General features: G+C 67.1%; 11 protein-coding genes. 6 read left to right on the top strand and 5 right to left on the bottom strand.

What is annotated here, in order from left to right:
• Positions 1-54 precede the first annotated feature (54 nt).
• Together HNR28_RS13145 and HNR28_RS13140 are read right to left on the bottom strand one after the other, a co-directional pair.
• A complete protein-coding gene (locus HNR28_RS13145) occupies positions 55-351 on the bottom strand; it encodes a twin-arginine translocation signal domain-containing protein (protein WP_043684768.1) in 297 nt (98 codons plus the stop codon).
• A gap of 214 nt (positions 352-565) precedes the next feature.
• Complete coding sequence (locus HNR28_RS13140) at positions 566-2,074, bottom strand: acetyl-CoA hydrolase/transferase family protein (protein ID WP_151024128.1); 1,509 nt, start codon at positions 2,072-2,074, stop codon at positions 566-568.
• A 107-nt stretch (positions 2,075-2,181) separates the two neighbouring features.
• Between HNR28_RS13140 and HNR28_RS13135 the strand changes: the two genes are divergently transcribed.
• Entirely contained in the window at positions 2,182-3,099 is a 918-nt protein-coding gene (locus HNR28_RS13135; RefSeq protein ID WP_043684774.1) for a LysR substrate-binding domain-containing protein, read from the top strand.
• 85 nt (positions 3,100-3,184) lie between these two features.
• Here the strand turns inward: HNR28_RS13135 and ahpF are convergent, their stop codons facing one another.
• Positions 3,185-4,756, bottom strand: a complete 1,572-nt coding sequence (gene ahpF / locus HNR28_RS13130) for an alkyl hydroperoxide reductase subunit F (protein WP_151024127.1) — start codon at positions 4,754-4,756, stop codon at positions 3,185-3,187.
• Between the two features lie 162 nt (positions 4,757-4,918).
• A complete protein-coding gene (ahpC, locus tag HNR28_RS13125; RefSeq protein ID WP_151024126.1) occupies positions 4,919-5,482 on the bottom strand; it encodes an alkyl hydroperoxide reductase subunit C in 564 nt (187 codons plus the stop codon).
• A 296-nt stretch (positions 5,483-5,778) separates the two neighbouring features.
• On the opposite strand from ahpC, the gene HNR28_RS13120 reads away from it, so the two are divergent.
• Positions 5,779-7,389: a methyl-accepting chemotaxis protein gene (locus tag HNR28_RS13120; RefSeq protein WP_151024125.1), complete on the top strand. Its 1,611-nt coding sequence runs from the start codon at positions 5,779-5,781 to the stop codon at positions 7,387-7,389.
• A 40-nt stretch (positions 7,390-7,429) separates the two neighbouring features.
• Here HNR28_RS13120 and HNR28_RS13115 read toward each other — a convergent pair whose 3' ends face one another.
• Entirely contained in the window at positions 7,430-7,930 is a 501-nt protein-coding gene (locus HNR28_RS13115) for an SRPBCC family protein (RefSeq protein WP_151024124.1), read from the bottom strand.
• A 259-nt stretch (positions 7,931-8,189) separates the two neighbouring features.
• Between HNR28_RS13115 and HNR28_RS13110 the strand changes: the two genes are divergently transcribed.
• The 4 genes from HNR28_RS13110 (at position 8,190) to groL (ending at position 12,804) form a co-directional block, all read left to right on the top strand.
• On the top strand, positions 8,190-8,942 hold the full coding sequence (locus HNR28_RS13110; RefSeq protein ID WP_151024139.1) for an N-acetylmuramoyl-L-alanine amidase family protein: 753 nt from the start codon (positions 8,190-8,192) through the stop codon (positions 8,940-8,942).
• Between the two features lie 555 nt (positions 8,943-9,497).
• Positions 9,498-10,559, top strand: a complete 1,062-nt coding sequence (locus HNR28_RS13105; RefSeq protein WP_151024123.1) for an acyltransferase family protein — start codon at positions 9,498-9,500, stop codon at positions 10,557-10,559.
• A gap of 283 nt (positions 10,560-10,842) precedes the next feature.
• Entirely contained in the window at positions 10,843-11,130 is a 288-nt protein-coding gene (locus HNR28_RS13100; RefSeq protein WP_043684786.1) for a co-chaperone GroES, read from the top strand.
• Positions 11,131-11,157: 27 nt separating this feature from the next.
• Positions 11,158-12,804, top strand: a complete 1,647-nt coding sequence (gene groL, locus HNR28_RS13095) for a chaperonin GroEL (RefSeq protein WP_043684789.1) — start codon at positions 11,158-11,160, stop codon at positions 12,802-12,804.
• Positions 12,805-12,847: the final 43 nt, after the last annotated feature.

Genomic DNA, 12,847 nt, shown 5'->3' with positions numbered 1-12,847 from the left:
GCGTCTCCGATCTTGTTGGATGAAATCAGGGGCAATGGCAAGACCGCGGCCCGCTCAGGCGCGCGTCGTCGCCACGACGTGCCAGTCGAACAGATCCTGCGAGACGACCCGGTAACAGGTGCCGGCATGCTGGATGTCGGCATGGACGAGGCGGCCGTCGCAGCGGTGGCTGCGCACGGAAAAGCCGCCGCCGAAGCCGGCCTTGATGGATTTTTCGATTTGCGCGGGGCTCGGCCCGGCGGAGGAATGGGCGTCCGGGCCCGGGAGCCGCGACGCGCCCGCGAGTCCGGGGAGCATCATCGCGCTCGCGGCGCCGCATGCCTGCATGAAACGTCTGCGCTGGCTGTTCATATCACCTCAGGTTCAGGGAATCCACGATGGATCGACAACGGGAGGGAAAAACGGTCTGGCCTGCGGCAGCAGGCTTCGAGCTTTAAGGCAGATCAATTCTAGAGGGTGCCACCGGAACTGTCGAGGCACGCGGCGCTCCCGACAGGCACGCGGCGCGCCCCCGCCCCATGCCGGAGGGGGCCGCCCGGGACCGGTGCGCCGGTCCCGGCCGCGTTCAGGCACAGGCCATCTGCTCGCTGCGCATCGACCCGGTGCGGGCGTGGCGTTCGTGCCAGGACAGGGCCTCGCCGACGAGGTGCGGAGTGTGACCTCCCTGCGCGCGGGCGCGCCGGAAGTAGTCCATCAGTTCCTCCCGGTAGTCCGGATGCGCGCAGCATTCGATGACGCGGGGCGCGCGCTCGCGCGGCGCCAGGTTGCGCAGGTCGGCCAGGCCCCATTCGGTCACCAGGATGTCCACGTCGTGCTCGGTGTGGTCCACGTGGGCCACCATCGGCACCACGCTGGAGATGTCGCCGCCCTTGGCCACCGACTTGCTCACGAAGATCGACAGGTGGGCATGGCGGGCGAAGTCGCCCGAACCGCCGATGCCGTTCATCATGCGCGTGCCGCCGACGTGCGTGGAATTCACGTTGCCGTAGAGGTCGAATTCCAGCGCCGTGTTGATGGCGATGATGCCCAGGCGGCGCACGATCTCGCAGTGGTTGCTGATTTCCTGGGGACGCAGCACGATGCGCCGGGCGTATTCGTCCAGGCGCTCCATGAAGCGCCGGTACACCGGTTCGGACAGGGTGATCGACGAGGCCGAGGCGAACGACACCCGGCCCGCGTCGATCAGGGCGATGGCGCTGTCCTGGAGGACTTCGGAATACATCCGCAGGTCGCGGAACGGCGCGTCCACCAGCCCGTGCATGACCGCGTTGGCGATGGTGCCGATGCCCACCTGCAGCGGCAGCAGCGTATCGGACAGGCGGCCGGCGGCCACCTCGCCTTCCAGGAAGCCGATGATGTGGCGGGCGATCGCGCGGGTGTCCTCGTCGGGCGGCTGGACGCTGGAGGGACTGTCGGGGTGGTGGGTGACGACGATGGCGGCGATGCGCGACGGGTCGACGGGAATCGCCGGCGTGCCGATGCGCTGGTCCGGCTCGGTCAGAGGAATGGGCTGGCGCCCGGGATAGGCCTCGGGCACGTAGATGTCATGCATGCCCATCAGGCTCGTGGGCATGCGGGTGTTCAGCTCGACGATCACGCGCTCGGCCTGGGCGACGAAGCTGGCGGAATTGCCGACGGACATGGTGGGCACGATGCCGCCGTCGGGCAGGATGGCGGCCGCCTCGACCACGGCGATGTCGATCTTCGGAATGTGGCCCGCGCGCAGCTGCTCCACGGTCTCGGACAGGTGCTGGTCGATGAACATGACCTGCCCCTCGTTGATCCTGCGGCGCAGCCGGGCGTCGGACTGGAACGGCAGGCGGCGCGCCAGCAGCCCGGCCTCGGCCATGAGACCGTCGCTGTCGTTGCCCAGCGAGGCCCCCGTGATCAGGTTCAGCCGCAGCGTCTCATGCCGCGCCCGCTCCGCGAGGGCGGCGGGCAGGGCCTTGCAGTCCCCGGCGCGGGTGAAGCCGCTCATCCCGACCGTCATGCCGTCCCTGAACAGGGCGGCGGCTTGCGTCACCGTCATGATCCTGGATCTCAGCTCGGCGCATTGCAGGCGTTCCATCATCATGGTCTCCTCGTCTATTGGTGCGATGATGAGCCGAGAATATCATCGCCAATATTCATTGAAACCATAGGTACAATTCTATTTATTCATGATCAGGGGAGCCAGCCACGATGGACCTGCGCGCGCTCAGCTACTTCATCGAGACCGCCCGGCGGCAGAACTTCACCCACGCCGCCACGGCCCTGGGCGTCACGCAATCGACGATCAGCAAGATGATCCGCCAGCTCGAGGACGAGATCGGCGCCCCGCTGCTGGACCGGGAGCGGCGCCCGGCGCGGCTCACCGACATGGGCCGCGTGGTCCTGGCGCGCGGCCAGGACGTGCTCGCGGCACACCGGGCCCTGCTGCGCGACATCGCCCGCACCCAGGCCCTGGAACTGGGCCGGCTGGACCTCGGCCTGCCGCCGATGATCAACCGCCTGTTCACCGCGCCCCTGAAGGAATACCGCCAGCGCTATCCGAAGATCGAGGTCGCGCTGCACGAGGACACGGGGCGCGCCATCGAGCGCCAGGTGGCCGAAGGCCGGCTGGACCTGGGCTTCAGCCTGATGCCGGTGGCGCCGGAGCTGGGCCTGCGCCCGCGGGTCGTCGCCCGGCACCGGATCCTGGCCGTCGGCCAGCCCGGCCTGATGCGGCCGCTGCCGCCCGCGCCCCAGGTCCGTGACCTGCGCGGCCAGCCCCTGGTCCTGCTGGACGACGACTTCGCGCTGGCCCGCCTGCTGGACCGGCAATTCCAGGCCGCCGGCTTCGAGCCGCTGATCGCCGCCCGCAGCGGCCAGTGGGACTGGACCCTGTCCATGGCGCAGGCGGGGATGGGCATCGCGCTGCTGCCCGAGCCCTTCATCCGCACCCCGGAGGATCTGGGACTCGATGCCCGCCCCCTGGGGCCCGACACGCTGAGCTGGGACATCGCCCTGCTGGCGGCGGCCTGGCCGATGCTCGGCCACGCCGCCCAGGCCTGGGTGGACCTGTGCAGCAAGCACATCGACGGCCCCTGGCCGCGGATGGAGGACGGCGTGCCGGACTGAAGCGCGTCGCGGACGGGGCCGCGCACCCGGGAAAACGGCGGGCCGGATCGCTCCGGCCCGCCGTGCGGGAGGCGCGCCCCGGGGATCAGGCGACGGCCTTTTCCTCGGCCGCGACCGAGCTGCGGATCAGGTGGTCGAAGGCGGCCAGGGCGGCCTTGGCGCCTTCGCCGGCGGCGATGATGATCTGCTTGTACGGCACCGTCGTCGCGTCGCCCGCGGCGAACACGCCGGGCACCGAGGTCTGGCCGCGGGCATCGACCACGATCTCGCCGTGCTTGCTGAGCTCGACCGTGCCCTTGAGCCATTCGGTGTTGGGCACCAGGCCGATCTGGATGAACACGCCTTCCAGCTCGACGCGATGCGCGGCGCCGCTGGCGCGGTCGGTGTAGCTCAGCCCGGTCACGCGCTTGCCGTCGCCGTGGATCTCGGTGGTCTGGGCCGAGGTGATGACGGTCACGTTGGACAGGCTGCGCAGTTTGCGCTGCAGCACGTCGTCGGCCCGCAGGGCGTCGCCGAACTCGATCAGCGTGACGTGGCCCACGATGCCGGCCAGATCGATCGCTGCCTCGACGCCGGAGTTGCCGCCGCCGATCACCGCCACGCGCTTGCCCTTGAACAGCGGACCGTCGCAGTGCGGGCAGTAGGCCACGCCGCGATTGCGGTATTCGTTTTCCCCGGGCACATTGATCTGGCGCCAGCGCGCGCCGGTGGACAGGATGACGGTCTTGGCCTTCAGGACGGCGCCGCTGGCCAGTTCGACCTGGATCGACTTGCCCGGCACCAGGCGGCTGGCCCGCTGCAGGTTCATGATGTCCACTTCGTAGGCCTTGACGTGCTGCTCCAGCGCGACGCCGAACTTGGGCCCTTCGGTCTCGAGCACGGAGATGTAGTTCTCGATCGCCATGGTGTCGAGCACCTGGCCGCCGAAGCGTTCGGCCACCACGCCGGTGCGGATGCCCTTGCGCGCCGCGTACACGGCCGCCGCGGCGCCCGCGGGGCCGCCGCCGACCACCAGCACGTCGAACTCCTCGCGGGCGTTCAGGGCATCGACCTTGGCGCTCGTGTCGCCGGCGTCCAGCTTGGCCAGCAGTTCCTCGACGCCGGCGCGGCCCTGGTGGAACAGCTCGCCGTTCAGGAACACCGCGGGCACGGACAGGATCTCGCGCTGCTGGACTTCGTCCTGGAACAGGGCGCCGTCGATCGCCACGTGGCGGATGCGCGGGTTGAGGACCGACATCGCGTTCAGCGCCTGCACCACGTCCGGGCAGTTCTGGCACGACAGCGAGAAATAGGTTTCAAACGTATAGTCGCCCGGCAGCTTGCGGACCTGCTCGGCCACGGCCTCGTCCAGCTTGGGCGGATGGCCGCCGACCTGCAGCAGGGCCAGCACCAGCGAGGTGAATTCATGGCCCAGCGGGATGCCGGCGAAGCGCACGGCCACGTCGGTGCCGGCGCGGGCGATTGCGAACGACGGCACGCGCGCCCCGGGGGCGTCGTCCGTCACGGTGATCTTGTCGGACAGGCTGGCGATGTCTTCCAGAAAGGCCCGCAGTTCCTGCGACTGGGCGCCATCGTCCAGCGACGCGCGCAATTCGACGGGCAGCGTCACCCGCTCGAGGTAGGTTCCCAATTGCCCTTTGAGGTTTGCATCCAGCATATTCGTACCTTTTTGGAAAAAAGCGTCCCCCCCGACGACACCCACATGGTATCGCCCGCTCAGAAAGCGCGGGGGAGAAAAATCGGCGGCCCGCGGGCAGGCCGCCGAGACATCACGCGGCGCGCATCCCGAAGGCGCGCGCCGGTCCGGTGAGGGAAAGGATCAGATCTTGCCGACCAGGTCCAGCGAGGGGGTCGGCGTCTTGGCGCCTTCTTCCCACTTGGCCGGGCAGACTTCGCCCGGGTGGCTGGCGACGTACTGGGCGGCCTTGACCTTGCGCAGCAGTTCGGACGCGTCGCGGCCGATGCCGTTGTCATGGATTTCCAGGACCTTGATTTCGCCGGCCGGGTTCACCACGAAGGTGCCGCGCAGGGCCACGCCTTCTTCTTCGATCAGCACGTCGAAGTTGCGCGCCAGCAGGTGGGTGGGGTCGCCGATCATCGGGTAGTTGACCTTCTTGATGGCGTCGGACGTGTCGTGCCAGGCCTTGTGGGCGAAATGGGTGTCGGTGGACACGGAATAGACTTCCACGCCCAGCTTCTGGAATTCGGCGTAGTGGTCGGCCAGGTCTTCCAGTTCGGTCGGGCACACGAAGGTGAAGTCGGCCGGGTAGAACACGAACACGGACCACTTGCCGGCGACGGTCTGGTCGCTGACTTCGACGAACTTGCCATTGTGGTAGGCGGTGGCTTTGAAGGGCTTGATGGTGGTGTTGATCAGGGACATGGAAACTCCTTGTTCAGAGGTTCAGTGAAAGGGCCACGAGGGCGACGGAAACCGGTGTAGGCGAGCCCTTATGATAAGTAAAATTGATTGTTTAAATAGAGCCGATTGTCGATGACTATCAATCAAGGGTTCTGCGTGCTGAAACGTAATGGAGGCGTGTTGTTTTATGCCGATTTCGCATCATGAAACATGCGAAAAAAATATGTACCCCGGGTATGATGCTCGTTCGTTGGAATATTTGTCGTAAGTCATTGATACGAAAGATATTTTATACCTTAACGATCCTGGGGATCACCATGCGCAAGAACCTGCCCGTCACGCAACAGGAATACGATTTTCCAGAAGATGAGACGCTGCTGTCCGCCACCGACCTCAAGGGCCGCATCACGTATGCCAACGCGGCATTCGTGCGTGTGAGCGGCTTCGACTACAACGAGCTGCTGGGCAAGGCCCACAACATCGTGCGCCATCCCGACGTCCCCCCCGAGGCCTACCAGGATTTGTGGGATACCCTGAAAGAGGGCCGCTCGTGGACGGCCCTGGTGAAAAACCGGCGCAAGAACGGCGACCACTACTGGGTGCGCGCCAACGTCGCGCCCGTCTACCACCAGGGCGCGCTCAGCGGCTACCTGTCGGTGCGCACCAAGCCCAGCCGCGCGGAAATCGCCGCGGCCGAGCACGTCTACGCCTCCTTCCAGGCCGGCCGGCCCGTCGCGCGCTTCCATCGCGGCCTGCTGCTGGACACGGGCTGGCGGCGCTGGCGCAACGGGCTGCGCACGCTGTCGCTGCGCCAGCGGCTGGTGCTGATCCTGGGCAGCCTGATTCCGCTCTGGGCCGGCCTCGCCTGGCTGGCCGGACTGCGCGGCACGGCGTGGCTGGGCGCCGCGGGCGGCGGCGCCGCGCTGGTGCTGCTGGCCGGCCTGCTCCTGGACCACTGGCTGGTGCGGCCGCTGCGCGCCATCCAGCGCCAGGCCGTGCAGGCCGCCACGGGCCAGCCCGTGGACGACTGGCGCCTGCCCCGCCTGGACGAGATCGCCTCGATCCAGAAAGCCATCACGCAATCCAGCCTGAACCTGCGCTCCTTCATCGACGACGTGCACGCCCAGCTCGGCGGCCTGCGCCACGCCTCCGGCGAGATCGCCCAGGGCAGCCAGCACCTCAGCACCGAAACCGAACAGGCGGCCAACCGGCTGGCCGAGACGGCCAACGCCATGGAGCAGCTCGCCGACCTGATCGAAAGCAACGCCGACCGCGCCCGGCAGGCCGTCGCCCTGGCCAAGGATTCGGGCAATTCGGCCGTCCACGCGGCCAGCACCGTGGAACAGGCCGCGCACCAGATCGAACACATGGACGCGGCCAGCCAGAAGATCGGCGAGATCGTGGGGGTGATCGACAGCATCGCCTTCCAGACCAACATCCTGGCGCTCAATGCCGCGGTCGAGGCCGCGCGCGCCGGCGAACAGGGACGCGGCTTTGCCGTGGTGGCCGGCGAAGTGCGCGCGCTGGCCCAGCGCTCGGCCAGCGCCGCCAAGGAAATCGGCGGCCTGATCCACGAAACCGTGCAGATCGCCCAGGGCGGCGTGGCCCGCACGCGCGAGGCCACCGAAGCGATGGGCCACATCCTGGAGCAGAACCGCCAGGTGGGCGCGCTGATCGACCACATCCATCAGGCGGGGCGGGAGCAGGCCGACGGCCTGGCGCGCATCCGCGAAACCTTCGTCCAGCTCGGCGACCTGACCCGGGGCAACGCCGCCATGGCCGAGGAGTCGTTCACGGCCGTGCAGACCCTGGACGGCCAGACCCTGAACCTGGCCAGCGCGGCCGGGGTGTTCCGGCGGGACACGGAAGATGGCGCGCCGGCGCCGGCCCGGCCCGCGCCGCGGCGGCGGCTGGCGATCGCCTCGTAGGAGGAGGCACGACGCGACTCATGCGGTGCGGTTCGCGCGCTCAGGCATCCAGCAGCGTCTGGTAATGCTTGCGCGCCCGCAGGTACAGGTCCAGGGGAAAGCGCACCGGCACGTTCTCCAGGGCCGCGGCCAGCATGTCCAGGTGGCCGTCGAATCCCGCGCAGGCCTTGGCGGCGTCCTCGTCGCCGGGCAGGCGCACGGTCAGCGTCAGCCGCGTGCCGTCCGCCTCCTCGGCCAGTTCCCAGCGGATGGGCCGTTCGGGCTGCGAACCGCTGCTCCAGGAATATTCCAGCACGCGCTGCGGCTCCAGCGCCGTGACGGCGCTGTCGATCACGATGCCGCTGTCGGCGAAATCGATGCGCACGGCCCCGCCCTGCCGCAACTCGATGGTGCCGGGCGCCAGCCACTGGGCCAGGCGCGCGGGCTGCGTCAGCATGGCCCAGACGGCCGCCGGATCGTGGCCATAGAACCGCTCCAGCCGCCCCTCGAACCCCTGCTCCAGCCGCTGGATCGTGCCGGGCTGGAAATCGTCATCGCTCATCTCGAAACCTCTCTGGATTGCACGGGCCGGGAGCGCGGCGCCCCCACCGGGACACCGGCCCGCGGCCGAAACCCGCATCATCGCCCAGAAGGGGGCCGGATTTCCCCATAGCCCTGTCCGCTGCGGGGTCGTATGCTGGGGGCGGACGGCGCGCCGGGCCGCGGAGGCGGCCGCGCCGGACCCCAGCGCGGCGGCCGCGCCGCGCCCCGTTTCCCGGAGGACCGTTGCCGTGTCACCGACATGCTCTGCCCGCAGGCGCCTGGCGCGCGCCCTGCTTCCCTTCCGGGCCCCCGGTCTGCCGGCCCGCGTTTTGCCGGCTCCGGTCCTGCTGGCTTCCGTTTTGCTGACCCTCGGCCTGCTGGCCCCGGGCGGCGCCGCCCCCGCGCGCGCCGCGCACGTCCTGGTGGACGCGGGCCACGGGCCGGAACATCCGGGCGCGGCGGGCGCCAGCGGCCGCCCCGAGTACCTGTACAACCGGGATCTGGCCGCCGCCCTCGCCCGCGCGCTGGCGGCGCTGGGCGAGCGGACGACGCGGGTCGAAGGCATCGGCGCGGACATCCCCCCGGACCAGCGCGCGGCGGGTGCGCCGGATGCCGACGTCCTCGTCTCGATCCACCACGACTCGATCCTGGCGCGGTATCTCCAGGCCGGCCGCCAGGGCGAGTTCGCGGGCTATTCGATTTTCGTGTCGCGGCGCAACCCCCATCCCGCGCACAGCCTGCGCTGCGCCCGGCGCATCGGCGAGCGGCTGCGGGCGGCGGGCGAACGGCCCTCGAACTATCACGCCGAGCCGGTCGAAGGCGAAAACCATCCGTTCGTCGACCGCCGCCTGGGCATCCACCGCTACGACGGCCTGGCGGTGCTGCGCACCGCGCCCATGCCCGCCGTTCTGGTCGAGGCGGGGGTGATCGTCAATCCGGCGGAAGAAGCCCGCCTCGGCGAGCCGGAGACGGTCGCGCGCCTGGCCCGCGCCATCGCACGGGGAGTGCACGCCTGCCTGGCGGAGCGGTGAGGCGGCGGCATCAGGCCGGACCTGGATCGCCCGGGCGGGCGCGGGAGTTCAGGATCGCCCGGTGCGGCGATTTCAAGAAAATGCATGCAGTGGCTTGCTGACACGTACAAGAGGCAATATATGCCACCATTTGTAACCCAAGCAATGCATGCACACCATCGTACCCTGCCCTCGAATGGGCCGGCGGAAGGATGGCGAAGCAGCCGATTGGGCCGGCCTTGAACACCAGTGATGCGCCAATGTCCGTGGATCCGGATCTTTCCTGTCCGCCTCCGAGAAAACGCTTGGTGCAGTTCCATACATACTGAACATGCAAGGCGGGGTCCACCATGGAGCATGTACAGGATTGAAGTCGATGAGCCTCAGTGTTCCCTGCAGGCCCGGCGATACCTGTGCCAATGCCCGGGAGCGTGCTGCACCAGCGCACGGCTTTCCGTCCACGCCCTCCGCCGCGCGCTTCGATCCCCGCATCGCCCCTTCAATTTCCCGCTCGAAACCACCGTCGAAGATCTGTCTTGATTTTTTGGCGCAACCGGAACCTCGGATTTTCGATCCATGCTCCTGTCCAACGTTCTCCGCAAAGAAAACAACAATCTGGATATCTTCCGGCTGATTGCAGCGGCCATGGTGATATATGGCCACGCCTACGCCGTGCTTCCCACCGAAGGGAAGCTGGATTTCTTGAAAAGGCTGCTGGTTTTCGATTACTCGGGCTCGCTTGCGATCAAGACATTCTTCTTTCTGAGCGGCCTGGTCGTGACCAACAGCCTGGTCGAGAAAAAGGACACCTGCCAATTCCTGATGTCGCGGTTTTTCAGGATCTGGCCCGCGCTGGCGGTCGTGCTGGCAGCCATGGCTTTCGTGTTCGGGCCGCTCCTTTCGGCCCATCCACCCCACGAGTATTTTTCAAATCCCGCCATCTACGAATACTTCCTGCACGGACTGATCATGGACATGCAATATGATCTTCCGGGGGTGTTCCAGGACAATGCGCTCAGCTCCGTCAATGGATCATTGTGGTCGATCCCGTACGAGATCTATGCCTATGTCGCACTGCTTGCGGCATTCCTGCTGGGCTCGACCCGATCCCGCTCTCTGTCGATCGGGCTGTTTCTCGTCATCCTGGTGGATTCGGCCACCGGAAACACGCTGCTCTTCACCTGGCTGCCGCAGAACACCGAGATCACCATGCTCGCACCCTGTTTCGCCGCGGGGTCGCTTTTCACCCTGTTCAAGGACAGGATCCAGGTGCATTTCCAGGGGACCATTGGCGCATGGGCCCTGTACTTTTTGTTCATGAAGTCGTCGTACAATTTTTATTTCTTCTATCTCGCCGTTTTTTACTCCATCCTGTTTTTTTCCAGCCGGAAGGCCCTGCTGAAATTCAAGCCGGCCATCGACATCTCTTACGGGATGTATTTATGGGGCTGGCCGGTCCAGCAGGTGATGGCGCAATATTTTCCCGAACAGGGGATCAGCTTCAACCAGCTCGCATCGGTGGCGATTGCGGCATTGCTCGGCTATGTTTCCTGGCATTTCATCGAGCGGCATTTCATCCGGATGGGATCGAATTTCAGCCGGTGGGCGCCATCGGGGGCGGGCAGCCTTCCCTCCTGAAGCGCCGCCCGCGCGATCCATGGCCCCGGCGCCGGGCGGCCGCCTCGGGCGCCCGCCTGCAGTCCAGCATCGGCCTCGCCCACGCCTCAGCGCCTTCAGTCCCGTGGCCGGCAGGCCGCCGGACCCCTCGAAGGTCTCATCGGCGCCCCCTTACTTGTAACAAGCCCGGCTCCCCTCTTGAAACGCGGGGAATCGTCCTTATAATTAGCACTCGACGGGGTTGAGTGCTAACAATCCTCTGCCCCAGCACCCATTCACACTTTCTACGTACAGGAGTTCCTCCATGGCACTGCGTCCTTTGCACGATCGCGTGATCGTCAAGCGTCTGGACAACGAGCGCACCACCGCCTCGGGTATCGTCATCCCTGACAGCGCGGCTGAAAAGCCCGACCAGGGCGAAGTCCTGGCCGTCGGTCCCGGCAAGAAGACCGACGACGGCAAAGTGATCCCGGTCGACCTGAAGGTCGGCGACAAGGTCCTGTTCGGCAAGTACGCCGGCCAGTCCGTCAAGGTCGATGGCGAGGAAGTGCTCGTCATCCGCGAGGAAGAAGTCCTCGCCGTGATCCTGTAAGCCCCCCTCATACCAAGGAATTTCGACATGGCTGCAAAGCAAGTTTATTTCGGTGACGATGCCCGCACCCGCATCGTCCGCGGCGTCAACATCCTCGCCAACGCCGTCAAGACCACCATGGGCCCCAAGGGCCGCAACGTGGTGCTGGACCGCTCCTTCGGCGCCCCCACCGTCACCAAGGACGGCGTCTCCGTCGCCAAGGAAATCGAACTGAAGGACAAGTTCGAGAACATCGGCGCGCAACTGGTCAAGGAAGTCGCTTCCAAGACCTCCGACAACGCCGGCGACGGCACCACCACCGCCACCGTGCTGGCCCAGGCCATCGTCGAGGAAGGCCTGAAGTACGTGGCCGCCGGCATCAGCCCCATGGACCTGAAGCGCGGCATCGACAAGGCCGTGATCGCCGCCGTCAACGAGCTGCACGCCCTGTCCAAGCCCTGCACCACCAGCAAGGCCATCGCCCAGGTCGGCTCGATCTCGGCCAACAGCGACACCTCCGTCGGTGAAATCATCGCCAACGCGATGGACAAGGTCGGCAAGGAAGGCGTCATCACCGTCGAGGACGGCAAGTCCCTGGAAAACGAACTCGACGTCGTCGAAGGCATGCAGTTCGACCGCGGCTACCTGTCGCCCTACTTCATCAACAACCCCGACAAGCAAGTCGCCGTGCTGGACGATCCGTTCGTCCTGATCTTCGACAAGAAGATCAGCAACATCCGCGACCTGCTGCCGGTGCTGGAACAAGTCGCCAAGTCCAGCCGTCCGCTGCTGATCGTGGCCGAGGACGTCGAGGGCGAAGCCCTGGCCACCCTGGTGGTGAACAACATCCGCGGCATCCTGAAGACCACCGCCGTCAAGGCCCCGGGCTTCGGCGACCGCCGCAAGGCCATGCTGGAAGACATCGCCATCCTGACGGGCGGCACGGTGATCTCCGAGGAAACCGGCCTGTCGCTGGAAAAGGCGACCCTGGAGCTGCTGGGCCAGGCCAAGCGCATCGAAGTGGCCAAGGAAAACACCACCATCATCGACGGCGCCGGCCAGGCCGCCAACATCGAAGCGCGCGTCAAGCAGATCCGCGCCCAGATCGAGGAAGCCACGTCCGACTACGACCGTGAAAAGCTGCAGGAACGCGTCGCCAAGCTGGCCGGCGGCGTCGCGGTGATCCGCGTGGGCGCGGCCACCGAAGTCGAAATGAAGGAAAAGAAGGCCCGTGTCGAAGACGCGCTGCACGCCACGCGTGCCGCCGTCGAGGAAGGCATCGTCCCGGGCGGCGGCGTCGCGCTGATCCGTGCCAAGGCCGCCGTGGCCAAGGTCAAGGGCGACAACGCCGACCAGGACGCCGGCATCAAGCTGGTCCTGCGCGCCATCGAATCCCCGCTGCGCACCATCGTCAGCAACGCCGGCGACGAAGCCAGCGTGATCGTCAACGCGGTCGAGAAGGGCGAAGGCAACTACGGCTACAACGCCGCCACCGGCGAATACGGCGACCTGGTCGAGCAGGGCGTGATCGACCCGACCAAGGTCACCCGCACCGCGCTGCAGAACGCCGCCTCGGTCGCCAGCCTGCTGCTGACCACCGAAGCCGCCGTGGCCGAGATCGTGGAAGACAAGGCCGCGCCGGCCATGCCCGACATGGGCGGCATGGGTGGCATGGGCGGCATGGGCGGCTTCTAAGCTCCCGTCCGTCTCCAGCCGGCGCTCCGGCGCCGGCCCCGCC

It is taken from the genome of Castellaniella defragrans (assembly GCF_014203015.1).
Classification (GTDB): domain Bacteria; phylum Pseudomonadota; class Gammaproteobacteria; order Burkholderiales; family Burkholderiaceae_B; genus Castellaniella; species Castellaniella defragrans.
The sequence above is the reverse complement of the archived record's forward strand: the minus strand, read 5'-3'. Positions and strand labels throughout refer to the sequence as shown.